The organism is Bifidobacterium samirii (assembly GCF_003952945.1).
Classification (GTDB): Bacteria; Actinomycetota; Actinomycetes; order Actinomycetales; family Bifidobacteriaceae; genus Bifidobacterium; species Bifidobacterium samirii.
In genome coordinates, this window is the sequence record NZ_QXGK01000004.1 from 46,372 (window position 1) to 71,990 (window position 25,619).

Annotated in this window: 16 protein-coding genes and 1 riboswitch; of the genes, 8 read left to right on the plus strand and 8 right to left on the minus strand. The window is 65.8% G+C overall.

Annotated elements, in window-relative coordinates; translation table 11 throughout:
- Nucleotides 1-8: 8 nt before the first annotated feature.
- Nucleotides 9-5,639 (minus strand): discoidin domain-containing protein, encoded by a 5,631-nt coding sequence (locus D2E24_RS03015; RefSeq protein ID WP_125967855.1) that lies wholly within the window; start codon nucleotides 5,637-5,639, stop codon nucleotides 9-11.
- Between the two features lie 294 nt (nucleotides 5,640-5,933).
- A riboswitch (TPP riboswitch) is annotated at nucleotides 5,934-6,037 on the plus strand.
- On the opposite strand from D2E24_RS03015, the gene thiM reads away from it, so the two are divergent.
- The 8 genes from thiM to D2E24_RS10785 all read left to right on the plus strand — a co-directional run bounded on the left by thiM (nucleotide 6,029) and on the right by D2E24_RS10785 (nucleotide 14,118).
- Nucleotides 6,029-6,952, plus strand: a complete 924-nt coding sequence (gene thiM, locus D2E24_RS03020) for a hydroxyethylthiazole kinase (RefSeq protein ID WP_125967856.1) — start codon at nucleotides 6,029-6,031, stop codon at nucleotides 6,950-6,952. It overlaps the preceding riboswitch by 9 nt.
- A gap of 37 nt (nucleotides 6,953-6,989) precedes the next feature.
- Nucleotides 6,990-8,594, plus strand: a complete 1,605-nt coding sequence (locus tag D2E24_RS10780; RefSeq protein WP_125967857.1) for a bifunctional hydroxymethylpyrimidine kinase/phosphomethylpyrimidine kinase — start codon at nucleotides 6,990-6,992, stop codon at nucleotides 8,592-8,594.
- 60 nt (nucleotides 8,595-8,654) lie between these two features.
- A complete protein-coding gene (locus D2E24_RS03030; RefSeq protein WP_164520976.1) occupies nucleotides 8,655-9,029 on the plus strand; it encodes a thiamine-binding protein in 375 nt (124 codons plus the stop codon).
- A 92-nt stretch (nucleotides 9,030-9,121) separates the two neighbouring features.
- On the plus strand, nucleotides 9,122-10,195 hold the full coding sequence (locus tag D2E24_RS03035; RefSeq protein WP_125967859.1) for a LacI family DNA-binding transcriptional regulator: 1,074 nt from the start codon (nucleotides 9,122-9,124) through the stop codon (nucleotides 10,193-10,195).
- Nucleotides 10,196-10,581: 386 nt separating this feature from the next.
- Complete coding sequence (locus tag D2E24_RS03040; RefSeq protein ID WP_125967860.1) at nucleotides 10,582-11,916, plus strand: MFS transporter; 1,335 nt, start codon at nucleotides 10,582-10,584, stop codon at nucleotides 11,914-11,916.
- A 125-nt stretch (nucleotides 11,917-12,041) separates the two neighbouring features.
- Nucleotides 12,042-13,598, plus strand: a complete 1,557-nt coding sequence (locus D2E24_RS03045) for a glycoside hydrolase family 32 protein (protein ID WP_125967861.1) — start codon at nucleotides 12,042-12,044, stop codon at nucleotides 13,596-13,598.
- Nucleotides 13,599-13,736: 138 nt separating this feature from the next.
- Complete coding sequence (locus D2E24_RS03050) at nucleotides 13,737-14,039, plus strand: DUF7724 family protein (protein ID WP_125967862.1); 303 nt, start codon at nucleotides 13,737-13,739, stop codon at nucleotides 14,037-14,039.
- The gene (locus D2E24_RS10785; RefSeq protein ID WP_420897468.1) at nucleotides 14,032-14,118 is read left to right on the plus strand and encodes a DUF7723 family protein; all 87 of its coding nucleotides are present in this window, start codon (nucleotides 14,032-14,034) and stop codon (nucleotides 14,116-14,118) included. Before D2E24_RS03050 ends, D2E24_RS10785 begins: the two co-directional genes overlap by 8 nt.
- Before the next feature lie 4 nt (nucleotides 14,119-14,122).
- Here D2E24_RS10785 and D2E24_RS03055 read toward each other — a convergent pair whose 3' ends face one another.
- From D2E24_RS03055 to D2E24_RS10700, 7 genes are all read right to left on the minus strand, one after another.
- Entirely contained in the window at nucleotides 14,123-14,842 is a 720-nt protein-coding gene (locus tag D2E24_RS03055; protein ID WP_164520977.1) for a DUF4145 domain-containing protein, read from the minus strand.
- A gap of 11 nt (nucleotides 14,843-14,853) precedes the next feature.
- A complete protein-coding gene (locus D2E24_RS03060; RefSeq protein ID WP_164520978.1) occupies nucleotides 14,854-19,716 on the minus strand; it encodes a type ISP restriction/modification enzyme in 4,863 nt (1,620 codons plus the stop codon).
- Nucleotides 19,717-20,060: 344 nt separating this feature from the next.
- Nucleotides 20,061-20,849, minus strand: a complete 789-nt coding sequence (locus tag D2E24_RS03065) for an isoprenyl transferase (protein WP_125967865.1) — start codon at nucleotides 20,847-20,849, stop codon at nucleotides 20,061-20,063.
- 2 nt (nucleotides 20,850-20,851) lie between these two features.
- Nucleotides 20,852-21,577 carry a DNA repair protein RecO gene (gene recO, locus D2E24_RS03070; RefSeq protein ID WP_125967866.1) on the minus strand — a complete coding sequence of 242 codons (726 nt, stop codon included), beginning with the start codon at nucleotides 21,575-21,577 and terminating at the stop codon, nucleotides 20,852-20,854.
- Nucleotides 21,577-22,794, minus strand: a complete 1,218-nt coding sequence (ispG, locus tag D2E24_RS03075; protein ID WP_125967942.1) for a flavodoxin-dependent (E)-4-hydroxy-3-methylbut-2-enyl-diphosphate synthase — start codon at nucleotides 22,792-22,794, stop codon at nucleotides 21,577-21,579. The genes recO and ispG overlap by 1 nt, the downstream gene beginning before the upstream one ends.
- 47 nt (nucleotides 22,795-22,841) lie before the next feature.
- Nucleotides 22,842-24,023, minus strand: a complete 1,182-nt coding sequence (gene dxr, locus D2E24_RS03080; protein WP_125967867.1) for a 1-deoxy-D-xylulose-5-phosphate reductoisomerase — start codon at nucleotides 24,021-24,023, stop codon at nucleotides 22,842-22,844.
- A gap of 4 nt (nucleotides 24,024-24,027) precedes the next feature.
- Nucleotides 24,028-25,503 carry a DivIVA domain-containing protein gene (locus tag D2E24_RS10700; protein ID WP_125967868.1) on the minus strand — a complete coding sequence of 492 codons (1,476 nt, stop codon included), beginning with the start codon at nucleotides 25,501-25,503 and terminating at the stop codon, nucleotides 24,028-24,030.
- Between the last annotated feature and the right edge of the window lie 116 nt (nucleotides 25,504-25,619).

Below are 25,619 nucleotides of genomic sequence, written 5' to 3' on the forward strand. Positions count from 1 at the left end.
GCCGGAGGTCAGCCCCTGCGTCGGCGGGCGGCGGTCAGGGCGACGCCGGCGCCCAGCAGGGCGATGACCGCAGCCGCGAGCGCCGTCACGGATGCGCCGGTGGAGGACAGGCCGGGCTTGCGGCCGTCCGTTCCGGTGCCCGTGGTGCCGGTGCCGGAGCCGCCACCGTCGGCCTTGCCGTCGTCGCCCTTGCGGGCGAGGGCGTTGAATGCGGCGTCGAGTCCGGCGAGCGCCTGCTCGGCCGCGTCGGCGTCCTTCCGGTCGAGCACGTCGCGCGCGTGCTCGAGTGCGGCGGCGTACGCCTTCCAGGAGTCCTTCGTGTAGTTGGCCTCCTGCAGGCGCTTGCCCTCGTAGGTCGCCACCGCCTGGCTGAGCGCGTCGAGCGCCTTGTCGCCGTCGCCGGGCGTATCCGGGTCGGTCGGCTTGTCCGGATCGACCGGCTTATCCGGGTCGACCGGCTTGTCGGGGTCAACCGGCTTGTCCGGATCGACCGGCTTGTCCGGATCGACCGGCTTGTCGGGGTCAACCGGCTTGTCCGGATCGACCGGCTTGTCCGGATCGACCGGCTTGTCGGGGTCAACCGGCTTGTCCGGATCGACCGGCTTGTCCGGATCGACCGGCTTGTCGGGGTCGACCGGCTCGGGCTGCTTCGAGACGGTGATCTCGTAGGTGGTGTCGCATCCCTGGTAGGTGACCGTCACGGTCCGGTCGGACGTGCCGAGCGCGGTGCCCGGCGCCGGGTCGAACGTGAAGTCGCCGGCGGTGGCGTCGTCGTAGGCGACGGTCCGTTCGCTGCCGTCGTCGTAGGACAGCGTCAGCGTCAGTCCGGTCACGTCGAGCGCGTCGCCTTCGGCGTACTGCTGTCTGGGTGCGGTCTGCACGTAGATGCGTTCGAGCGTCGGCTGGGCCGGCGGTTCGGGGTCGGGGGTCTGGGCGACCGTGATGGCGAAGGACCGTTCGATGCTGCCGCGGTAGGCGTCGATGCCGCGGATCGTGACCGTGGCGGTGCCGGGAGCGGTGTTGTCGGCGTAGTCGAGCAGGTAGTCGATGCCGTAGCGCAGCGTCGTGCCGTCCACGACGACTTCGATGGCGTCCTCGTCGAACACGGCGGGCGTGTCGGCGTCGACCTTCTCCACGGTCAGCCCGTCGGGCATCGTGACCGTGGCGGCCGCGATGTCGGTCGTCTCCCGGGCCTGGCGCAGTCGGATCTCGGCGGCGGACATGAACTTGTCGTTGCCGGAGTCGCCCAGCGTGTGCACGCCGGTGAGCCGGACGTACCGTGCGGCCGCGGGCTCGTCGAATTCGGCGATCCTCCAGCCGTCGGCGTCATCGTCCCAGGTCCAGGCGCCGGTGGCGACGGTGCGCCATTCGGTGCCGTCGGAGGACACTTCGACCTTGTATTCGCCGACCTTGCCGTTGATGGAGCCGGAGCGCGGCAGGTAGCGCAGCGCGTCGATCGTCGTCTCGTCGGCCAGCTCGTAGGCGATCCAGAACTGGTCGGGCGTGGCGGCGGGGTTCGACCACCTGGTGTGCCACAGCGTGGAGGCGTCCGAGTCGAGCGTGTTGGAGGCGGGGCCTTCGACGCCGCTGGCGGACTGCTCGCTGCCGGCGGACGCGGTCAGGTCCGAGACCGGGTAGTCGCGCGCGTCGGAGTCGGCGGCGTCGGACTGCTCGCGGCCGAGGTTGACCGCGAAGACGCCTCGCGTGGCGTGGTCCTCGGATTCGGTGATCACGCGGATCACGCCCTCGTGGGCGGGCAGCACGGTCACGGACGCGTTGCCGGCGCCGACCGCCTCGACGTCGGCCCTGATGGCCGGCGTGTTCCACGATCCCGCTGCCAGCGCGGATGCGGGGACGTCGGTGCCGTTGACCGTGAGCGACGACAGGCCGGCGTCCGTGTTCGTGGTGAAGTCGGTGACGGCCAGCTTCAGTTCGATCTCGGAGATGCCGGTGCACGGCCTGCGTCCGGACAGGGCCTCGTCGCTGTTCGTGATGGCGAACCTGACGAAGGTCGCGGTCACGGGCGCGAAGTCGTAGGTGTACGGCGTGACGTTGTCCCTGGTCTCGCCCTTGGTGGCCGTCGTGGACAGCGTGGTCCAGTTGGCGCCGTCGTCGGAGACCTGGATGTCCACGTTCTTCGGCAGGCGCGCGCTGTAGCTGTCGGTGTAGAAGTGCATGACGAACCGGCCGAACTTCTGCTGGGTGGCGTATTCGAACGTGAGTTCGGACTTGTCGGATCCGTCACGCCCGGACTGGGCCCAGTTGTAGTTGGTCCACACCGACGGGTTGGCGCCGCCGCCCGTGTTCGGGTCGGCCGTGGCCGATCCGTCCTTGATGGCGTCGAGCGTGTCGGTCTGCAGGTCAGCGGGCACGCTCTGCGTCAGGTTCAGCGCGGAGCCGGACACGGAGTCGCCGATGGCGACGCTCTCCTGCTGCACGCGGATGGTCGCGCTCACGTCGACGGTCCTGTCGAAGACGGTCGCGGTGCCGGGCACCGTCACGGTGCCGGCCTCGGCGTAGGCGGAGTCGTCTGGCGTCGTCCAGGAGACGGCGAAGCCGGCGTTGGTCACCGTGCCGTCGGCCAGCACGAGCGGGCGCGATTCGGGCAGCGCCGGGGCGATGCCCACCGGCGTGGTGGCCGAGTAGTTGAGCAGCGCGCCGCCGTCGTCGATCATCGTGACGCGCACGGTGGCGGTCTGCTCGCCCACCGTACCGGTGACGGTGAAGGTGCCGGGCACGGCCGTCTGGTCGTCGCCCACCTCGTTCCAGGTCACGGCCTGCCGTTCGCTGGTGCCGTCGGTGTAGCGCACTTCGATCGTGTCGGGCAGACGGGGGCTGTTGCCGGTCTTCACGTAGTAGTTGCGCGCGTAGTACAGTCCGTCGACCGCCCGTTCCGTGGACGCTCCCGGCACGGCCGTCGTGGTGATGGTCGTGGTGGAGGACTTCAGCCCGTCCGCCGTGGCGGTGACGGTGATGTCGCCGGCCTTGTCCGTGGACTGGATGATGGCGACGAGCCTGCCGCTGAAGGCGCGGCGGTTGTTCGCCTGATAGGAGTCGTGGTCCGGCGAGCTGCCGTTGTCCACGCCGACGAGCCTGCCGGCGCCCTTGACGTCGAAGGTCACGCGATCGGCGGCGTCGGGCACGGTGTTGCCGTCCGCGTCGGTCACGTCGACGGTGACGTAGCTCAGGTCGGTGCCGTCCGCCTCGATCGTGGTGCGGTCGGCCTCGGCCGTGAGCGCGGAGGCCTCGCCGGTGGTGGTCACGCTGGAGCGGCCTTCGGTGTCGGCGATCACGGCGCCGGACTCGTCGTAGGCGACCGCGGTGATGGTGCCTTCGGCCCACGGGACGTTCCAGGTGAGGTACAGGTTCTTGTCCGCGGAGGACGACTTGCCTTCGCCTTCGTAGACCTGGTACCGGTATCCGGCGGCGGTGGTCTTCGTCGTGAACTGCCTGCGGCCGAGGGAGGTGCGCTCGCCGCCCTTGGGGGTGAAGAACAGTTCGACGGCGGCCGCGTCGGAGTAGACGACGACCGGCACCTTGCCCTGGGAGTCCTTGGCCACGACGTTCTCGTTCCATGCGGGCAGGACGTGCAGCGTGTGCACGTCGTCGTTCCATTGGCTCTGGTAGAAGTAGTAGCTGTCCTTGGGCAGGCCGGCGGTGTCGACGATGCCGAAGTAGGAGCTCTTCGGCGACGGCCATGCGCCCTGCGCGCCCGATCCGGTGCCGTTCCACGGGGTGGGTTCGCCCAGATAGTCGAAGCCGGTCCACACGTATTCGCCGGCGACGAAGTCGCGGGTGATCACGTCGTACCATGCGCTCGACGCGGTGGCGCCCCAGCCCACGGCCGACGCGTCGTAGGAGGTCAGCTGCTTGTCGGCGGTCTGGGAGCCGCCGGTGGTGCGGTCGTAGATGCCGCGGCTGTTGATGGCCGACGCGGTCTCGGAGCCGTAGAGGCGCCAGTCGGGGTGCGCGGCGTGCACGCTGTCGTAGTTGCCGCCTGATGAGTAGTTGGTGCCGACCACGCCGTCGGAGTCGGTCAGCGCGTCGGCCATCGCGGTCGATTCGGACCATCCGGCCTTGATCTTGTTGTCGCCCAGCGTGGCCGGACGGGTCGGGTCGGCCTCGTTCGTCCATGCGATGAGCCGGCGGGCGACGTCCGGATACTCGCTCACGGAGCCGCTGATGCCCTCCATCATCTCGTTGCCGAGCGACCACATGATGACCGACGGGTCGTTGGCGTCGCGGCGGATCATCGCGGTCAGGTCGAACAGCGCCCAGGTGCCGGACGCGTCGCCGCCTTCGATGGCGTTGCCGTCGCCGACCTCGACGGAGAACCACTTGCCGTAGTCCTCGCTGTTGCCGTTCTTCGCCTTGATCCAGGTGTCGAACGCCTCCTCGACGACGAGGACGCCCTGCTCGTTGCAGACGTCGATGAGCGTGCGGGCCGCGGTGTTGTGCGTGGTGCGGATCGAGTTGACGCCCATGCCCTTGAGGATCTCCACCTGACGTTCGATCGCACGGCGGTTGGCGACGGCGCCGAGCGCGCCCTGGTCATGGTGCATCGAGACGCCCTTGATCTTGGTCGGCGTCCCGTTGAGGGAGAATCCGCCGTCCGCGTCGAAGGAGGTCCAGCGGAAGCCGTAGTCGGTGTCGTAGGTGTCGAGCACCGTGTCGCCGCTCATCACCTCGGTGCGCACGGTGTAGAGGTTCGGGTTCTGCGTGCTCCACAGCTTCGGCGATGACGCCGTGAGGGTCGAGTCGATATGCGCCGATGCTCCCGCCGCGATGGTGGTCGGCTCGCCGACGGACGTTCCGATCGCCCGCTCGGTCCCCTCTCCCTTGGCGAACACGCTCTGGCGCAGCGTGACCTCGACGGGGGCGCCGGAGTCGTTGGCGATGTCGGCGCCCAGGTTCACCGTGACGTCGCCGCCGTGCTGTGCGGCGAGGTCGGGCGTCGTGACCCGCACGCCGCCCGTGTCGACGTGCACGGCGTCGGTGACGTTCAGGGTGACGGAGCGGTAGATGCCGCTGCCGGAGTACCAGCGGCTGGAGGGCGTTTTGTTCTCGACCTTGACGACGATGGTGTTCTCGCCGCCGAACACCGCATGGTCGGTCAGGTCGAACGAGAACGGGGAGTAGCCGTAGGGGTGCGTGCCGAGCTTATGCCCGTTGATCCACACCGTGGCGTTCATGTACACGCCGTCGAAGCCGATCGAGACGCGCTTGCCGGCCAGGTCGCGCGACAGGGTGAACTGCTTGCGGTACCAGCCGGTGCCGCCCGGCAGATAGGCGCTTTCGGCCTCGCCGGACGTCGAGTAGTCCTGTTCGATGCTGTAGTCGTGCGGCAGCGAGATCTGACGCCACTGCGAGTCGTCGAAGCCCGGATCCTGGGCGGAGACGGAATCGGAGAGCAGGAATCGCCAGTTCGCGTCGAAGTTCATGCTCCGTTCCGCGGTGCCGGTGACGGCGTTCGCGTACACGACCTCGGGGTCGGAGCTCATCTGGGTGGTGGAGTCGGCGCGGGACAGGATGTCGTCAGCCCACGCCGGCAGCCCGCACGTCAGGCCTATCGGCACTGACAGCGCGAGCACGGCGGCCGATGCGACGATGCGGCCCGCCAAAGTTCTGGTATTGGTCATACCGGTGCTCTTTTCTTTTTGTAAATAACGTAGGCAACGCCTATGTCGCCCACGATGCGACTATATCATGGCCGCAGAACCGCAACGATACGAACGTTTTCAACGCGATTGCAGCAGTCAGCACCCATACCGGAAGGATGAACAGCCCATTCGGAAATCATCTTCAAATCAACTGTCTTTACATGGACCGCTCCGACCACCGGCGAACACGACGGAACGCCGCGGCCGCACGCCGGGCGCAGCCTCGGACGACCGAACGCATCCTCGTTGTCCGCGCGGGGGCCTAGCGTCGATGGCGTAATGCAGGGGAACCCGCGACGCGGGTTGAGAAAGGCTTCGGGCCTGACCCTTAGAACCTGTTGGTTGACACCTACGTAGGGAGCAGTGATATGAGCGAACTCTCGCATATTGCCTCGCATGTCCAGTCCGTCGCATCCGCCGTCGCCGCCGACGACCCGATCCGAGAATCCATCGCGCAGGCCGTGCGCGACGTCAAGGCGACCACGCCGCTGGCCGCATCGTTCACGAACTTCGTGACCATCAACCTCGTCGCCAACGCGCAGCTCGCCTCCGGCGGCACCGCGGCCATGAGCTTCCTGGCCGACGACGTGATCGCCACGTCCGCCATCTCAGGCGCCGACTACGTCAACGTCGGCACGCTGCTGCCGTTCTACCGCGAGGCGCTCGACCGGATCGCCCACGCGTTCCACGAGTCGGGCCACAAGTGGGTGCTCGACCCGGTGGCGGCCGGCATCGGCACGGAGCGCACCGCCATCCTCACCGCCTTCCGCGACGTGCCGCCCACCGTCATCCGCGGCAACGCGTCGGAGATCATCGCCCTCGACGCGATGTGGGGCCTCGCCGACGCGGCCGACGACGATGCGGCCGTCACCCGTCCCGCCGGCGTCGAATCCGTCGACGAGGTCGACTCGGCGCTCGACGCCGCCGTCCGCCTCGCCCGCCACATGGCGTCGCACCGCGCCGACGGCACGGCCGCGGTCGCCGTCTCCGGCGCCGTCGACCTCGTCACCGACGGCCGCGACGTGTACCGGCTGCCCGGCGGCAGCGCGCTCATGACCAAGATCACCGGCGCCGGATGCTCGCTCGGCGGCGTCACCGCCACCTATCTGGCCGTCGCCGACCCGATGACCGCCGCGCTCGCCGCGTCGCTGCTGTACAACCGCGCCGGCGAGGCCGCCGAGGCGCGCGCCGAGGGACCCGGATCCTTCCAGACGCATCTGCTCGACGCGCTGTGGACCACGACGCCCGAGCAGGTCGCCGGCTCCCCCATCGACCGCACGTCCGTCCGCTGACCGGCGCATCGAGACGCCGCATACCAAGGGAGGCATCATGAACCGCCATCCGTACGCATCGATGCGCGCAAGCTTCGACCTGTCCGCCTATCTCGTGCTCGGCCCGCAGGACACGCACGGCCGCCCCGTCGAGGACGTCGTCGCCGCGGCGCTGGCCGGCGGCGTCACGTTCGTGCAGCTGCGCGCCAAGCCCGGCGACGCCGGCGACATCGTGGCGATGGCCCGCCGCATCGCGGACGCGATCGCCGCGGCGGGCGCCTCGGAGCGCGTGCCGCTCGTCATCGACGACCGCGTCGACGCCGCATGGCAGTGCCGGCGCGAGGGCATCAAGGTCGACGGCGTGCACATCGGCCAGAGCGACATGGACCCGGTCGCCGCGCGCGAGCTGCTCGGCGACGACGCGATCATCGGCCTGTCCGCCGACCTGCCGGAGCACATCGACGCGGCGAACGCGCTGCCCGAGGGCACGATCGACTACATCGGCGCCGGACCGCTGCACCTGACCGCCACCAAGCCCGACTGCGCGATCGTGGGCGAGGACGGCATCCCCGGCACGCTCGACGGGCCGCGGATCGACGCACTGTGCCGCGCCAGCCGCTTCCCGATCGTCGTCGGCGGCGGCGTGCACGAGGAGGACGTGCCGATGCTGGCGCGCTCCCTCGCCGACGGCTGGTTCGTCGTCTCGGCGATCGCCGGGGCCGACGACCCCGCGGACGCCGCCCGCCGCCTCGTCGAGGCGTGGCGCGCCAACCGCGACGACGCGACCCGGCTGATCCCCGTGCTCGCGGTCTCCGGCTCGGATTCGTCCGGCGGCGCGGGCATGCAGGCCGACCTGAAGACCATGACCGCCAACGGGGTGTTCGCGATGAGCGCCCTGACCGCCATCACCGCGCAGAACACGATGGGCGTCACCGGCGTGGAGAACGTCTCCCCCGCGATGATCGCCGCGCAGATCGACGCCGTCTGGGCCGACATCCCGCCGGCGGCCGTCAAGATCGGCATGGTCTCCTCCGCCGACGCGATCGCGGCGATCGCCGACCGGCTCGAGGCGCACGGCGCGCGCAACATCGTCCTCGACCCGGTGATGGTCGCCACGTCGGGGGCCAAGCTCATCGACGACGACGCGCTCGACGCGCTCACCGGACGGCTGTTCCCGCTCGCCGCGGTCATCACGCCCAACATCCCCGAAACGCAGGTGCTGCTCGACCTGATCGCCCGCCGTGACCACGACGGCGCGCCGACGCTGGACGCCGGCCGGTGGGCGCAGGACGCCGCCCTGCCCGAGGAGATCACGTCGCGCGAGGCGATGGAGACCGCAGGACGGATCATCGCCGACCGGTTCGGCTGCGCGGTGCTCGTCAAGGGCGGCCACGGCGTCGCCGACGCGGACGACCTGCTGGTCGCCGACGGCGAGGCGACGTGGATCCATGGACGGCGCGTCGACAATCCGAACACGCACGGCACCGGCTGCACGCTCTCGAGCGCCATCGCGGCGAACCTCGCCAAGGGCGACGCGCTGGCGGACGCGGTGCGCCACGCCAAGGCGTACCTGACCGGCGCGCTCGACGCGCAACTCGACCTGGGCCACGGGTCCGGGCCGATGGACCACGCGTGGGCGTGGCACGGCAATCCCGCCGACTGACATCGTGGCGGCGACCGCCGCCATCCGCACAACCCAACATTCAAGTTCAAGGAGCGCATCATGGCGATCGATCCCAACGCCGTCCGTCAGGAGGTCCCCGTCGACCCGCAGACCGGACGTCCGTACATCAACACCGTGGCCGCCGTGGCCATCGCACCCAGCGGCGTCGGCGCGGAGCTGAGCGAATACGTGGCGCAGTCGATCGCCGTGATCCGCGATTCGGGGCTGCCCAACGAGACGAACGCGATGTTCACCAACATCGAGGGCGACCTCGACGACGTGCTGCGCGTCGTGCGCGACGCGACGATGAAGCTCGCCGAACAGGGCTACCGCACCGGCGTGTCGCTCAAGCTCGACATCCGCCCCGGATTCGAGGGGCAGATCAGCCGCAAGGCGGCGCTCGTCGACGAGATCATCGCCGCGCGCGAGGCCTGACCTCGGATCCGTGCCGACGGCGCGGCTTGCAGGTACGGGTCCGAGGCGGCCCGGCGAGCCGCGCCGCCGGCACGGGTGTATCGTTTGACGGTATGACGACGATGAAGGAGATCGCGCAGCGCACCGGCGTGTCCGTGTCGACCGTGTCGCTGGTGCTCAACGGGCGCGACGAAGGCAGGGTGAAGAGCGAGGTCGCCGCCGAGGTCCGCCGCACCGCCAAGGAGCTCGGATACACGTCCAATCCGCTGGCCCGCTCGCTGCGCACCGGCAAGACCCGCATCCTCGGGTTCGTGAGCGAGGAGGTCGCCACCACCCCGTACGCCGGCGGCATCATCCTGGGCGCGCAGGACGCCGCCAGCCGGCTCGGCTACATGCTGCTGACCGTCAACACCGACGGCCGGGCGAACGAGGACGAGGAGATCGCCACGCTCAAACGCTACGGCGTGGACGGGTTCATGTACGCGAAGATGTCGAACCGCTACGTCGACGTGCCGGCCGTCCTCGACGACTATCCGCTGGTGCTGGTCGATGCGACCGACCGTGCCGGCCGCATCCCCAGCATCGAGCCGGACGAGTTCCGCATCGCCTACGATGCGACCATGCGGCTGGTCGACGCCGGCTGCGAGCGCATCGCCTACGTCGGATGCGACGAGCCGATGGTCGCCCAGGAGGGCCGTCTGGCCGGCTACCGCAGCGCGCTCGAGGATGCGGGCCGTGTCTTCGACGAGGCGCTGGTGGCGAACGTGCTCAACAACGGTCCGGCACTGCGCGCCGTGGACGCGCTGTTCGACCGCGAGTCCCCCGACGGCTTCTTCTGCTTCAACGACGCGCGCGCCTGGTACGTGTACGAGTGCGCGGCCCGCCGCGGACTGACGGTCGGCCGCGACGTGTCGGTGGTGGGCGTGGACAACCATCGCATCTTCGCCGAGACGCTCGAACCACAGCTGACGACCGTGGAGCTGCCCCACTACGAGATGGGCTACTGGGCGGCGTGCAAGCTCGTGTCGCTGATCGAAGACCGCGACCCGTCCGGCTTCGACGTGCCGGACACGACGGCGCCGCTGCCGCCCTACGACGGATGCAACCCGGCGAAGGTACACTGCACGCTGGTGGAGAAGGCGTCGGTGCGCGGATCGGCTCAGTCCGACGCCCTCTCCCCCGCCTGATCTTCCGGCCGGCGACGGCGGTCGTCCGGCTCGTGCCCTCCTTCGCGGTTCCACCCGCTCGGCTTCGCGGCGGCGGCCGCCATCCCCATACCCGCGGGACGGCGGCCGTCGCCGTATCCGTTTCCCCGACTCCCCCATGAATGCCGCGGCAGCGACGCCGCCTCCGGACGCACTCCGGTCATCCATGTTCCCACAGCAATACGTCAAACGATTGACGCGACACGCCCGAATCGACGTAAATCGTTTGACGTAAATCGTTTGACGACTTAGACTGAAGCCACGATTTCTCGCAACGGCGCGGCAGCCGGGAGAGGAACCCTACAAAACCAATCATGGAACATCGCACGCGTGTGGACGCGTGTGCGAGAGAGTGAAAAGGGAACGCAATGGCAGCAACCAAGAGCGCGGCGTGGAGGAACCCCTCCTACCTGCAAAGCTCGTTCGGCATCTTCATGTTCTTCTGCTCGTGGGGCGTGTGGTGGTCGTTCTTCCGCATCTGGCTGGAATCGCTCCAGCTGAGCGATGCCGAGATCGGCACCATCTACTCCATCAACTCCGCGGCGACCATGGTCATCATGTTCGCCTACGGCGCCATCCAGGACCAGCTCGGCATCAAGCGCACGCTCGTGATCGCGATCTCCGTGATCGCCGCGCTCGTCGGCCCGTTCGTCCAGTTCATCTACCACCCGATGCTCGCCGCCGGCGGCACCATGCGCTGGATCGGCGCCCTGATCGGCTCCATCGTCCTGTCGGCCGGCTTCATGGCCGCCTGCTCGCTGCTCGAGGCCGTCACCGAACGCTACTCGCGCAAGTTCAACTTCGAATACGGCCAGTCCCGCGCCTGGGGCTCCTTCGGCTACGCCATCGTCGCCCTGTGCGCCGGCTTCATGTTCAACATCAACCCGATGATCAACTTCTGGGTCGGCTCCGCGTGCGGTCTGGCCATGCTGGGCATCTACCTGATGTGGGTTCCGGCCGAGCAGAAGGACGAGCTGAAGAAGGCCGCCGACCCGAAGGCCGAGAAGTCCGGCCCGACGTTCAAGGAGATGGTGGGTGTGCTCGGCATGCCGACCCTGTGGGTCCTCATCGTCTTCATGCTGTTCACCAACACCTTCTACGTCGTGTTCGACCAGCAGATGTTCCCGGTCTACTACGCCGGCCTGTTCCCCACCGCCGAGATCGGCAACGCCACCTACGGCACCCTCAACGGCTTCCAGGTCTTCCTCGAGTCCGCGATGATGGGCGTCGTGCCGATCATCATGAGGAAGATCGGCGTGCGCAACTCGCTGCTGCTGGGCGCCACCGTCATGTTCCTGCGCATCGGCCTGTGCGGCGTGTTCCACGACCCGATCATGGTCTCCGTCGTCAAGCTGTTCCACTCCATCGAGGTGCCGCTGTTCTGCCTGCCGGCGTTCCGCTACTTCACCCTGCACTTCGACACCAAGCTGTCGGCCACCCTGTACATGGTCGGCTTCCAGATCGCCTCGCAGGTCGGCCAGATCATCTTCTCCACCCCGCTGGGCGCATTCCACGGCTACATGAAGGGCATCCTGCCGGACAACGACATGGGTTCGCGCGTCACCTTCTGGCTGATCTCCGCCATCGTGCTCGCGGCGCTGATCTACGGCTTCTTCATCATCAAGCACGACGATCAGGAGGTCGGCGGCGACCCGTTCTACACTGACAAGCAGCTGCGTCAGATGGAAGCGGCCAAGGCCTGATCCACCCCATCCCGGCCGTAAGGCCGGAACACCGACTCCGGCGCCCCGCAAGGGGCGCCGCCCATAACCGAAAACCGAACAATCCGAAACCGAAACCCTCCGGAACCACCGAAAGGAACTCAACGATGAGCGATTTCACCCCCACCCTCACCCCCATCGCCGACCACGCCGAGAAGCTTGCCAAGGCCGAGGCCGGCGTCGCAGCCCTCGCCGCGACCCGCAACGACCGTTGGTACCCCAAGTTCCACATCGCCTCCAACGGCGGCTGGATCAACGACCCGAACGGCACCTGCTACTACAAGGGCCGCTGGCACGTCTTCTACCAGCTGCATCCGTACGGCACCCAGTGGGGTCCGATGCACTGGGGCCACGTCTCCTCCACCGACATGGTCACCTGGAAGCGCGAGCCCATCATGTTCGCCCCGTCGCTCGAGCAGGAGAAGCACGGCGTGTTCTCCGGCTCCGCCGTCATCGACGACAACGGCGAACTGAAGTTCTACTACACCGGCCACCGCTGGTGGAACGGCGTCGACAACACCGGCGGCGACTGGCAGGCCCAGATGTTCGCCACCCCGGACAACGACGAGCTGACCTCCGCCACCAAGCACGGCATGATCATCGACTGCCCGACCGACAAGGTCGACCACCACTTCCGCGACCCCAAGGTGTGGAAGACCGAAGGCGTGTGGTACATGACCTTCGGCGTCTCCTCCGCCGACAAGCGCGGCCAGATGTGGCTGTACACCTCCGAGGACATGGTCGAATGGACGTTCAAGACCGTCCTGTTCGAGCATCCGGATCCGGACGTGTTCATGCTCGAATGCCCCGACTTCTTCCCGATCAAGGACAAGGACGGCAACGAGAAGTGGGTCATCGGCTTCTCCGCCATGGGCGCCAAGAAGCACGGCTTCATGAACCGCAACGTCAACAACGCCGGCTACATGATCGGCACCTGGACGCCGGGCGAGGCGTTCGTGCCGGAGACCGAGTTCCGCCCGTGGGACTGCGGCCACAACTACTACGCGCCGCAGTCGTTCAACGCCGGCGGCGAGGACGGCCGCCAGATCATCCACGCGTGGATGAGCCCGTTCGTCGAGCCGGTCCCGATGCAGCAGGACGGCTGGTGCGGCCAGATGACCCTGCCGCGCGAGATCACGCTGGGCGAGGACGGTGACGTCGTCACCGCTCCGGTGGCCGAGGTCGAGGCGCTGCGCGAGGACACCGTCGACTTCGGCACGGTCGAGTTCGCGCTCGACGGCGAAAAGACGCTGCTCGACGACGCCGAGGCCGTGGAGATCGAGATGACGATCGACCTGGCCGCCTCCACCGCGGAGCGCTCCGGCATCAAGGTCCACGCCACCGAGGACGGCGCCTACACGTACGTCGCCTACGACGATCAGATCGGCCGCGTCGTGCTCGACCGTCAGGCCGTCAAGTACGGCGACAAGGGCTACCGCACCGCCCCGCTGACCGACGCCGAGCTCGCCTCCGGCAAGCTGGACCTGCGCGTGTTCGTCGACCGCGGCTCCGTCGAGGTGTACGTCAACGGCGGCCATCAGGTGCTCAGCTCCTACAGCTACGCCGCCGAAGGCCCGCGCGCCGTCAAGCTCGTCGCCGAGTCCGGCTCGCTTAAGGTCGAGAACCTCAAGATCCACCACCTGAAGTCCATCGGCCTCGAGTAAGGTCCGGGATTCCCTGAGCCGGGACTTTCCCGGCCTCCCCTACCGCTGAAGCGGCCTCTCCTTGGAGAGGCCGCTTCGTTTTTCCACGTATAATCACAGAGAGCTCTGATTACCGTTCCAAGGAAGGGAGCGCCGCTCATGTCGATACCGACGAACAACATCCAGACAACGGACGGCATCGCCCGTCTCGGAGTGGAAAACGGGTTCACCGTATTCGAATACGACGGGGAACGCATCCGCTTCCGGGCTCCGTATTCACTGGAACGGTACACGAACGTCAAGGAATGGGATCACGGCTATCTCGTCGTCGACGCACAATACCGGCATAACACCGAACCGGAAGAGGAGTACATCGATCTGGAACCCGTACTCCACGACCTATACATCAACGCCGACCGTTTCCTCGATCCCATTCGGAAAGTAGAGGTGTCCCATGCCTGATGTGGAATCCATCGCCCGCGCCGCCGGAATGATCGTGAACGGTTACTCGTTCACCCACACATCCTGCGGTCGCGCTTAGATGCTCAATCTCCTCGTGCTGCGAACAATTTCGAGGCCTTTGCCTGTTCAAATTTTTGATTCAAATTTGCCAGTTTCTTCAAGCGCTCCTCTTGTTGATAGAGATCTTCTATCAACAGATCCATGAAGCCCAGAATATAAGCCGCTTCATCCTTGCTGACTTCCTCGAAGATATTATGAGTCGCTCCGTTACCGATGTCCTTGATCGCTTTGGCAAGATCGCTTAAACGCCGATCGATGATGCCAGCGTCAGCTGCATCTTTCAATTTCACAGTCAGCGTCTTGTCTTTGCCTTGCTGATTGGCCGGATGCGAAATCTTCTCAGTAATGATGGCCTCAAGCACGCTACGTGCCATGATGACCACAGCCCGATAGGCACCTATGTTGAAGCACTTGTAGCATTCGGATGCAGCTTGGGCAACATCAGCAGGAACATCTGAGTACTGTTTGCCGGTAGCAGAAGCCGGAATCCACTCAAATGGCTCGAAGGGCTCATACGGATCATCAGAGGTCGGTTCAGCGTAATGTGCGATATTCGGATAGCCACATCGATCACATTTGTATATCACGAAATAGGTCCCATCATTCTCTTGACGATCCTCCTGCCTCGGGAACGTACAATCCATGAGATCAGTACCCCTGTCATAAGGCGTCTGTCCCCAAAATCGAGGCAGACTCATATTCGCATAAGTATGGCAATTCCAACATTCACGCGCTGATACCATGCTGCTTCTCCTTATTTCTTCCATGCGGTCGGCCAGTTGGGGGTTTGGGGAAGTTCTTCTAGGGCGGGAAGGGATTCCACTATGTCGAGGGTTTCCATGCTGACTCGGATGACCTTTTCCACGAGATCTACGATGTAGCGGGGATCGTCGCTGTAGTCGTTCGGGTCGTTGGTGATGCCGCTCTTCTTGTCGGTGGTGACCTTATAGCGGTCGATGAGCCAGCCGATGGCGCTCTTCCCGTTGACCACGTACTCGTAGGCGCGCAGCGGGATGCCCTCGATGGTCAGGTTCTCCGCCACTTTGAGCACCGTCAGGTCTGGCACCTTCCTGCCGGTCTCCGGATCCTTGATCTTCTTCGGGTAGGTCATCTTCTCGGTGCGTCCGGGGTTCGCCTTGTCGCCGACCTCCATGACCGGCCACGGGTCCAGCGACTCGTAGTCCAAGTGCAGGTGCGCGAGGGCGCGGCCTGCCTTCATGAACGCCTTGAAGTCTTTGGCCAGCGGGATGCGCGGCAGTTCCTTCTTGAGGTTGTTGGCGAAGCGTCGACGGTATTCGGGGCTGTGCAGCACGCCGTACACGTAGTAGAAGATATCCTCCTTGCTGATGCGCAGGTTCGGGTACGCTTCACGGAACACCTTGAGGCCAGTGTCGGTAATCACGTCATGGCGAATATAGCCTCGTTCATCCGCACCAGACGTATCTGACGCGGTGAACAAATCACGGTCATCCGAAGATTCGACCTTCTCATACCAATAGAGCGGGAGACATTGCGAATCTCCACAAAAATGAAGATCAGGAATCAGCTCTGCAATAAGCGCATCCCCATTGGAAACACATATTTCTCGCGTATTGCCACCCTCAACATGCAGTAATTTGATTTGAGAACTTGGACGCTCGATCAGCTGACCTGACGCATAGAGGTACTGCTTACAAAATGGACGATACGAAGCAATTCTTATTTCCTGATCCACAAAGGAAAAAACCCTCTTCTGATTAAACTTACGTTTTAAGCCGTCTGTCCATTTCAAAATATGAGACTCAGTTATAAAACCTGTTGATACACTCTGATTAAACAAATCAACACTACGGATAGCGGATGTATTCACAAAATCACGAGAGTAGTTCCAAACCCAAGCATCACGATTCGTCGAAACACCAAGCGACGAAATACTGAATAAACTATCAACAGGAATAAATTCGTTGAATGAGCCATCTCTCTTATCGAGCCAATCACCATGTGCATCAGGTTCAATACCGTCCCATTCCGGACTGAAGTTTACTACATCTTTGAGGATATTCAACTTCTCCTGTCGGGAAAGATAATCACCAATATCCCGATAGTAAACGACACCATGCTCATTGGATGATGGATTTTTAATAAGAAGAGTAATAGCAATAGTCGCGCGTGACCCAGAATCAAAAATTTTACCTCCTTCCTTCCTTGACTCCTCACCAACAGTACGCTGATTGCCACGCAGATTATATACGTAAATGGAATTAAATTCTTTGGTAAAGCATTTACGTACGCCAGCAGTTGATTCACCAGTAAGCCATCCACCATTAGTGACAAAGCAGATGACACCCGATTCCCCGATACGATCAGACGCCCATCGGAAGGCGCGAATATAGTGATCATACAGCTTACTATTCAAAGTAGCGTTCGATTCGGCCACATAGGTCTCTTCGATTCGCTTGTCGAGGGTCGGGTACTTGGTATTTTGATTGCCGGTGTTCTCGCTGTCACCGGCCCTATACGGCGGATTGCCGACGATGACCTTGATGGGCAGGCTCTTCTGTTCTTTAATGCGTTCGGTGTTCTCGGTGAACACGGTGTCGTCGAGTGTATCGCCGTCCTCGTGCATCTGGAATGTGTCCGTCAGCAGCGCACCCGGGAACGCCTGATACCCCCCCCCGATACGCTTGTGGTAGGACTGTTCGATGTTGATGTCCATGATGGTCGCGGCCAACGGCACGATTTCGTTGGAATGCAAATCATGCTCGTACTTGTACGGCAGATCCTCCGCGGCAATCAGCGACTCGTCCTCGATGAGTCGGCACATGTACGTGCCAGTGCCGGCGAATCCGTCGAGCACGTGCACGCCGCACGAACCGAGCGACTGGCCGAACTCGCGTTCCAGCGCGCGCTGGACCATGTGCAGCTGCGCGTCCACGACCTCGACGGGCGTGTACACGATGCCCAGCGAGTCGGCGGTGTCCTTGAACGCCTTGGTGAAGAACTCGTTGTAGATCTCCTTGATGAGGTTCTGCTTGGCGACGTCCGTTTCCAGCTGGCTTGCGGACAGCTGCACCGACGCGTACAGGTCACGCAGCGTGGGATTGTCGGTCGTTGCGGACAGTCCGGCCTCGTATAGGGCCGTCATCGTGCGGTCGAGTCCTCGGACGATGGGATTGTGGTCGATGACTTCCTTGTTGGTGAACAGGGTCTGGAAAATCGGCTTGGTGACCTCGTGTTGGGCGAGCACGGCGATGGCGTCCACTTCCGTGTAGCCCGGATTGAGGCTGTCCTTCAGACCGTCCACGAACTCGAGGAAGCTGTCGCGCGCACTACCGGGCTGGCTCACGAGCCGGTAGATAGCTTCGGCACGGCCGCGGGTGATGGCGGCGATGTCGTCGGTCCATTCGCCCCAGTAGATCTTCGTGCCACACTTGCGTACAATCTGCGCGTTGATGGCCTTCGCCATCTCGCCCACGCTCCAATCCAGTTCCACATCCGACCAGTTATCGGCCGTCAAAGCAGCAGTCTCGGGATCATCCTGCAAATCGTCGGACGGCTCCGAAGACTGCCCATTGCCACCGACACCGGACTTCTTCGTCTCGGCTCGCTTATGCTTGCGCAGCTTCGACTCGTCCAATACTTCAATCTCGATGATGCGCTTCAGCGACTCCTCGTCACCCAATGAGGCAGCGTTGATGATCGCGTCCAGGCGCTCGTCGTGGCTGCGCAGCGCCCGCACCACCTGCCATACGGTCTCGTAGGCGCCCGAGGAAAGCACCGCATCCGGGTCGGCGCCCAACGGAATGACCACAGGGATGATGATGTACCCGTACTCCTTGCCCGGAGCCGTGCGCATCACACGGCCGACGGACTGGATGATGTCCACCCTGCTACGCCGGGCGTTCAGATACATGACCGCGTCCAGAGCCGGCACGTCGATGCCTTCGGCAAGACAGCGCGCGTTCGAGAGAATGTGGCATTCGTTGTCGTCGGTTTCGGCGGCGAGCCATTCGAGCTTGCCCGCGCGGGTGGCGGCGTCCATGCCGCCGTCCACATGGTCGATCTCCACGTGCACTTCATGGTTCGCGGCGATCATCACCCGGTTCTGGTCCGTGTCCTCCAAGTTGCGCGTGTAGTCGTCGATGACGGTGCGGAACTTCGCGCTCAGCGCCTTCGAGTCCTTAATGGACGCGGCGAATGCAATGGCATGGTGCAGCACACGCTTGGAATCGTCCGGCGCGGTCTCAGCGGCATGCTTGCCACGGGATACGAGTTCGTCCACGCTCTTGGAGTGGCGGCGGTCGAACAATGCCTTCCAGCAGCCCACGAATTTGGCCGCGTCATCCAGCGGAATCTCGGAGTCCTTCGCACCGTACTGCCTCTGCATGACCGAACCCATCATGCTTTCCGCGACCTGCATGACCACGATCTTGTAGTCGGTGAGCAATCCCAGATCCACGGCCCTGCCGAAGCTCAGCCGGTATGCGATGCGCCCGTAGACGGTCTCGTCGTCCATGCTCGCGATTTCGATGGCGCCTTCCTTGGCCTTGTTCTTCGCCCCCTCGCCGAAGATGCGCGGCGTGGCCGTCATGTACACGCGCTTGCGTGACCGGATGAAATCAGCGTCGTGGATCTTCTGGAACGCGGCCTCCCCGTCCATCACGCCCGTGGTGCGATGCGCCTCGTCGCAGATGGTCATGTCGAATGCCGGAAGTCCCATGTCCTGCGCGTCATGGATGACCTGAATCGACTGGTAGGTGGAGAACACGACGTTCAACGCATCCGGACGGGGCTGGAAGCGATGCGCGACTGTCTCCGGATTCGTGGTCGCCGGGAACGGGATGTCCGTCAGCTGGCCGTAGGATTCCTGATCGGCCTTGCGCAGTTTGCTGGCCTTGCCGTCGGAGCACACCACGTACACGTTGATGCGGCTTCGGGTCTGGTTCACCCAGTCGCGCATCGACTGGGATACCAGTGAAATCGACGGGGCGAGGAACAACACCGTGCCACCATCGCCGACCTGCTCTTCGGCCAGACGCAGTGAGGTCAGCGTCTTGCCGGTGCCGCAGGCCATCACCAGCGAGCACCGGTCATGGCCGGCCAGTTCCGTCTTCACCGCATCGATGGCCTCACGCTGATGCGGACGGGGATCATAGGTCACACGGTCGGCGGATTCGGTGCCGTCGATGAACGCGCCCCAGTCGAGATTCGACCGTCGCATCGTATCCAAATCCAAACGCACCATATCTAGATTGGGATGCGACAGCATGTACTCCTCCAACACGGAGGTGTAGCCGGAAACCGTATCCGCGATCATGTAATGCTGGTATCGGTCGTCGGCGAGCGCATTCATGAAGAACGTCGACACGTCGCCCGCCGCGAGCTTGGGCTTGGCGTAGCATTTCGCCTGCACCGCCCAATACGAGCCGTCCGTATCCTGCGCGACCAGATCGATGCCGGTGTCCTGCTTGCCGTCGTTCGTCGGCGCCTCGTCCCACAGCCATACCTGACTGACCCGTTCCAGCCAAGCCGGATCCTGTTCAAGGAAGAACTTCACCGCACGCTCGAAGCGCGTCCCCTGTTCGCGTTTATCGACCGACTCCGACACGATGCGCGAAAAGATCTCGTCAATGCCCATTCCGGCTCCCTCGTCTATGTACACACCCACTGGGAACCAGAGTACATCGTCAGATGAGCTTTGACACGTAGATAAGCGGGCCGACACATGTCGAATCATCGAGTGAATTCAGTGGGAACCCACCCCGTCATGTCCCGGCAGCCTCACAATGCGCGCGCGATCGACGTGTCTGCGTGAGCATTGTGAGGGAACGAAGGCCCGAAACCTCACAATGCTCGCGCAGGCCTCGTGATTGCGCGTGCATTGTGACGAATTCCCGTGGAGAAAGCCGTTCTCGACACCGCAGAGGTCCGCATATGCGAACGGCCCCTCGTCGGAGGGGCCGTTGTCGGCGCGAATCGGCGCTACTTGACGCCGCCGAAGCGGCGGTCGCGGTGGATGTAGTGGTCGATGGAGCGCCACAGGACGTCGCGGCCGCAGTCGGGGAACAGTTCAGGCACGAAGTCGAGTTCGGCGTAGGCGGCCTGCCAGGGCAGGAAGTTCGACGTGCGCTGCTCGCCGGACGTGCGGATCACCAGATCGCAGTCGGGCACGTCGGGCAGGTAGAGGTGGTCGGCGATCATCTTCTCGGTGACGCGGTCGCCGCTGATCCGGCCGTCGCGCACGTCGCGCGCGATCGCGGCGCACGCGTCGGCGATCTCGGCGCGGCCGCCGTAGTTGATGCAGAACACCACGTCGATGACCTTGTTGTGCCTGGTCTTCTCCTGCGCGACCTCGAGCTCGTCGATGACGGACTTCCACAGCTTGGGCCGGCGGCCGGACCAGCGCACGCGCACGCCCCACTCGTTCATCTGGTCGACGCGGCGGTGGATGATCTCACGCGAGAAGCCCATGAGGAAGCGCACCTCCTGGGGGCTTCGCTTCCAGTTCTCGGTGGAGAACGTGTAGAGCGACAGGTAGCGCACGCCCGCCTCGATGGCGCCGGCGATCGTGTCGAAGACGACCGGTTCGGCGGCCTGATGGCCGTTGGTGCGGACCATGCCGCGCTCCTTGGCCCAACGGCCGTTGCCGTCCATGATCACGCCCACGTGGCGCGGCACGGCGCCTTTGGGGAAGTCGGGGATGCGGGACGGATCGGAAAAGGGCGCCGCGGGAATGTCCAGCGACGTGTAGTCGACGTTCTCAAAAGCCATGGTTACGAATCTAGCAACCGCAGTGAACGAATCGGGCGTTCCAGATAGTACTCGCTCCACTCCTCCACCAGCCGTCGGGTCGCCGCGTCCAGAGGCGCGGCGTCGAGTGTCGCCCAGTCGCCGTGCAGCAGCGCGCGCAGCCGATTCAGCGTGGCCGTTTCGACCCGGTGCGCGTCGCGCGTGCGGTCGGCCTGGCACATGACGCCGCCGGCCGCGACCGACAGGTACGCGGGGTCGCCGGCCGGCCGGCCGCATACGACGCATGCGTCCAGCCTCGGCGACCAGCCGGCCAGCGCGAGGGCGCGCATCACGTACGAGTCGGCGATGGCGGCCGGTTCGTGCGCGTGCGACGCGAGCGCGTGCAGCGCGCCGATGAGCAGCCGGTACTGGGCGTCGACGCGCTCATGTTCGGTGGTGACGATCCGTTCGACGGTTTCGACGATGACGCCGGCGGCCACGTACGCGTCGTAGTCGGCGCTGATGGGCGCGGCGTACGCGGCGACCGATTCGGCCTGGGAGACGCTGTCGAGCGTGCGTCCCTGCGCGACGAGCACGTCGACGCGCATGAACGGTTCGAGCCGTCCGCCGAAGCGCGAGCGCACCTTGCGCACGCCCTTGGCGACGGCCCGGATCTTGCCGTGGGAGCGGGTCAGCATCGTGATGATGCGGTCGGCCTCGCCGAGTTTGGCGGTGCGCAGCACGACCGCCTCGTCACGGTACAGCGGCATCAGGCGGCGTGGCCGGCGTGCGCGGCCGTGTGCGTGACGGGCACGACGACCGGACCGGTGGAACCGGCCGGGACGAGGCCGTCGGCCTCCATCTGCGCGGCGATCTCGTTGGCCTTCTCGAGCAGCGTGTCGACGATGCGGTCCTCGGGCACGGTCTCGATGACCTTGCCCTTGATGAAGATCTGGCCCTTGCCGTTGCCGGAGGCGACGCCCAGGTCGGCCTCGCGCGCCTCGCCCGGGCCGTTGACGATGCAGCCCATGACGGCCACGCGGATCGGCGCGGTCACGTCCTTGAGGCCTTCGGTGACGGCGGTGGCGAGCTGAATCACGTCGACCTGCGCGCGCCCGCAGCTCGGGCAGGAGATGATGTCGAACTTGCGCGGGCGCAGTCCCATGTATTCGAGCAGCTTGCAGCCGACCTTGACCTCCTCGACGGGCGGCGCGGACAGGGACACGCGGATCGTGTCGCCGATGCCCTCGGCCAGGAGCGCGCCGAACGCGAGGCACGACTTGATGGTGCCCTGCCAGGCGGGGCCGGCCTCGGTGACGCCCAGATGCAGCGGCCAGTCGCCCTTGGAGGCGAGCAGGCGGTACGTCTCGACCATGGTGATCACGTCGTGGTGCTTGACGGAGATCTTGAAGTCGTGGAAGCCGACGTCCTCGAACATGCGCGCCTCCTTGAGCGCGCTGGCGACGAGCGCCTCGGGGGTCGGGCCGCCGTACTTGGCGTACAGGTCCTTGTCGAGCGAGCCGGCGTTGACGCCGATGCGCAGGGAGATGCCCGCATCGGTGGCGGCCTTGCAGATGGCGGGGCCGACCTCGTCGAACTTGCGGATGTTGCCCGGGTTGACGCGCACGGCCGCACAGCCGGCGTCGATCGCCTGGAACACGTACTTCGACTGGAAGTGGATGTCGGCGATGACCGGGATCGGCGACTTGCGCACGATCTCGGGCAGCGCGTCGGCGTCGTCCTGGCTGGGCACGGCGACGCGCACGATGTCGCAGCCGGCGGCGGTCAGTTCGGCGATCTGCTGGAGCGTGGCGGGCACGTCGGCGGTGAGCGTGTTGGTCATCGACTGCACGCTCACGGGCGCTCCCCCGCCGACCGGCACCGGTCCGACCATGATGCGGCGGGATGCACGGCGCGGGTGCAGCGGCGACTCGCTGGTCAGGTCGACCGGATCCCCGGTCTTGCGGAACGGCTTGATGGCGGGGATGTTGTCGGTCAACTCGTGCTACCTCCGGGTATGCGTCTGGTTTCGGATCACTGCCTGTTTATCAGATCGTCGGCGCGGCGACGTGCCTCGTGTTCGATCCGGCTCATTTCCTCCACGGATTCGAACAGCGGCCTGCCGCGCAGTTCGCCGTCCATCTCGTCGAGCACGGCCTTGACGGTGTCGACGATGCCCAGATAGGGCAGACGGTGGTCGAGGAACGCGTGCACGGCCTGCTCGTTGGCCGCGTTGAGCACGGCCGTGTGCTTCTCGGATGCGCCCAGGCAGTGGCGGGCGAGCGAGACGGCGGGGAACGCGACGTCGTCGAGCGGCTCGAACGTCCAGGTCGCGGCCGTCGTCCAGTCGCATGCGGCGGACACGTCGCCCAGCCGCTCCGGCGCGGACAGGCCGAGCGCGATCGGCAGGCGCATGTCGGGCGGGGACGCCTGGCAGATCGTGGCGCCGTCGCGGAACTCGACCATCGAATGCACGACGGACTGCGGGTGCACGGTCACGTCGATGCGTTCGGGCGGCACGTCGAACAGGCGGCTCGCCTCGATGACCTCCAGTCCCTTGTTCATGAGCGTGGACGAGTTGATGGTGACGACCGGACCCATGTTCCAGGTCGGATGGTCGAGCGCCTGCTCGGGGGTCACGTCGCGCATCTGCTCGCGCGTGCGGCCGCGGAACGGGCCGCCGGACGCGGTGACGACGAGCTTGGATACCTCGCCGTGCGTGCCGGAGCGCAGCGACTGCCAGATGGCGGAATGCTCCGAGTCGACCGGGTTGATCTGATGCGCGCGCACCTGCGCGTCGAACAGCAGGTGGCCGCCGGCGACGACGGACTCCTTGTTCGCCAGCGCGAGCTGGGAGCCGGCGCGCAGCGCGGCGATGGACGGCTCCAGTCCGATCGAGCCGGTGATGCCGTTGAGCACGACGTCGGCGCCGGCGCCGGCCATCGCGTTGACGGCGTCCGGGCCGGCGTGCACCTGCACGTGATCGGCGCCGGCGGCGTGCAGCGCCTCACGCAGCGGGGCCGCGGCGGCCTTGTCGAACACGGCGACCTGCGGCACGCGGAAGCGCACGGCCTGCTGCGCGAGCAGCGCGACGTGCGCGCCGCCGGCGGCCAGGCCGGTCACGGTGAAACGGTCGGGATGCCGGGCGATGACGTCGAGGCCCTGCGTGCCGATCGAGCCGGTCGATCCGAGGATGATGACGGTTGCGGAGGTCATGCCGTCACTTCCTTTCGCCGTTGCCGTACAGGGGCGGGAACGACAGGTCGGGGATGTCGGTGTCGACCGACTCGTCGAGCTGCGGGAACATCGACGGACGGGTCGCCTGATCGATGCGGGCCGGCTGGTCGACGCCGGACGTCGGCGGCGTCGGGACCGCCGACTGGGCCACACGGCCCTGCGGCACCGTGCGTTCGGGCCTGCGCTCCGGCGCGTAGGACGCCGGCATCGAAGCCGGAGGCTCCGACAGCGCGGAGTCCGACGAGGTCCCCAGATCGGGAACGACGGGCGCGATGGCCGAAGGAAGGTCCGGGATGTGCGGACGGAACGCCTGGGGTGCGGTCTCGGCGGCCTGCTCCTGGGTCTTCTCGGCCAGCTGGGCCAGCTGCGCCAGCGACGAGTCGGCGCCCGGCATGGTCGGCGCGGCGAGCGGGGAATCCCCGGCGGGCGCGAGCGACGGGACGGACGACGGTTCGGCGTCCATCCCGGCCGTGGATTCCGCCACGGTGGGAGCCACGGGAGCCGGAGCGGCCGGGGCTGCCGGGGCTGCCGGAACGACCGGCTTCGGCGGCGCGAACGACGGGATGGTCTCCGGGAGCACGGAGGCGGCCGGCGTCGTCGGCGTCGATGCGACGGCCGGCGTCGCGGGCGCGGCCGGCGCGGCCGGAGCGACCGGCACCGGCGGCACCGGGACGGAGACCTTCGTCATCGCCGCGGTCGCCTCGACGGCGCTTGGCGCGAAGATCGCCCGTTCGGCCTCGTGCACCGCGTCGAAGGAGTCGTCGGCGGCGGGGAACAGCGGACGGGCCGTCGCATGCGGCTCCCCGTCGCCGTCATGCTGCATCATCTCGGACACGCGGGCGAAGGATTCGATGCGCGTGAGCAGCTGCACGCACGCGTTGAGGAAGAAGTCGACCTGACGCTCGTCGTAGCCGCGGGCGCCCTTGCGCTGGGTGAACACGCGGGCGGTCACGCCCGCCGCGGTCAGCTCGCCGCTGCGGTCGCGCGCGGCCGGGGCGACCGGCGCGTCCATGCCCAGTTCGTCGGCGGCCTTGGCGACGATGCCGTCGATCAGCCGGTCCACCTGCTTGCGGTCGTAGGAGGGCTGGCGCTTCCTGCCGTCACGGAAACGGGTGCGCGGCGCGCGTTCGGCGTGCGCGGCGACGCTCCGGTACAGCTCCTCGGTCTGGGCCCGCCATGCGACGCGGCCATGCTCGCCGATCTGCGCGGCGGTCTGGCGGTCCACCACGGCCTTCTCCAGCCGCGACAGGGCGGCGTCGACCTGGGCGATGTCGTAGCCGCCCTTGGCCAGGTCGAAGGAGACGTTCTGGATGTCCTGCTGGGTCAGCGACGCCTCGTCGTCCTCATACAAGGCGTGCGCCCGCTCGAGGAAGGCGTCCACCTGGCCGACGTCGTATCCCATCTTGCGCTTGCCTGCGCGGGCAATGGAACCGCGTTCGGTTTGGGCTTCCTTCGCCATCGTATTGACCTCCTACGGATAGTTCTGACGCATCAACCTTACGTTGCGCTTGCGACGCACGGGGTCCGCCGCGCCCCGGAACCGCCGCCGGGGCGCGGCGGACCGCGCGACGCGCG

Coding starts and splice junctions, on each gene's coding strand:
- D2E24_RS03015 (WP_125967855.1), bottom strand. CDS start 5,639: ATGACCAATACCAGAACTTTGGCGGGCCGCATCGTCGCATCGGCCGCC.
- thiM (WP_125967856.1), top strand. CDS start 6,029: ATGAGCGAACTCTCGCATATTGCCTCGCATGTCCAGTCCGTCGCATCC.
- D2E24_RS10780 (WP_125967857.1), top strand. CDS start 6,990: ATGAACCGCCATCCGTACGCATCGATGCGCGCAAGCTTCGACCTGTCC.
- D2E24_RS03030 (WP_164520976.1), top strand. CDS start 8,655: ATGGCGATCGATCCCAACGCCGTCCGTCAGGAGGTCCCCGTCGACCCG.
- D2E24_RS03035 (WP_125967859.1), top strand. CDS start 9,122: ATGACGACGATGAAGGAGATCGCGCAGCGCACCGGCGTGTCCGTGTCG.
- D2E24_RS03040 (WP_125967860.1), top strand. CDS start 10,582: ATGGCAGCAACCAAGAGCGCGGCGTGGAGGAACCCCTCCTACCTGCAA.
- D2E24_RS03045 (WP_125967861.1), top strand. CDS start 12,042: ATGAGCGATTTCACCCCCACCCTCACCCCCATCGCCGACCACGCCGAG.
- D2E24_RS03050 (WP_125967862.1), top strand. CDS start 13,737: ATGTCGATACCGACGAACAACATCCAGACAACGGACGGCATCGCCCGT.
- D2E24_RS10785 (WP_420897468.1), top strand. CDS start 14,032: ATGCCTGATGTGGAATCCATCGCCCGCGCCGCCGGAATGATCGTGAAC.
- D2E24_RS03055 (WP_164520977.1), bottom strand. CDS start 14,842: ATGGTATCAGCGCGTGAATGTTGGAATTGCCATACTTATGCGAATATG.
- D2E24_RS03060 (WP_164520978.1), bottom strand. CDS start 19,716: ATGGGCATTGACGAGATCTTTTCGCGCATCGTGTCGGAGTCGGTCGAT.
- D2E24_RS03065 (WP_125967865.1), bottom strand. CDS start 20,849: ATGGCTTTTGAGAACGTCGACTACACGTCGCTGGACATTCCCGCGGCG.
- recO (WP_125967866.1), bottom strand. CDS start 21,577: ATGCCGCTGTACCGTGACGAGGCGGTCGTGCTGCGCACCGCCAAACTC.
- dxr (WP_125967867.1), bottom strand. CDS start 24,023: ATGACCTCCGCAACCGTCATCATCCTCGGATCGACCGGCTCGATCGGC.
- D2E24_RS10700 (WP_125967868.1), bottom strand. CDS start 25,503: ATGGCGAAGGAAGCCCAAACCGAACGCGGTTCCATTGCCCGCGCAGGC.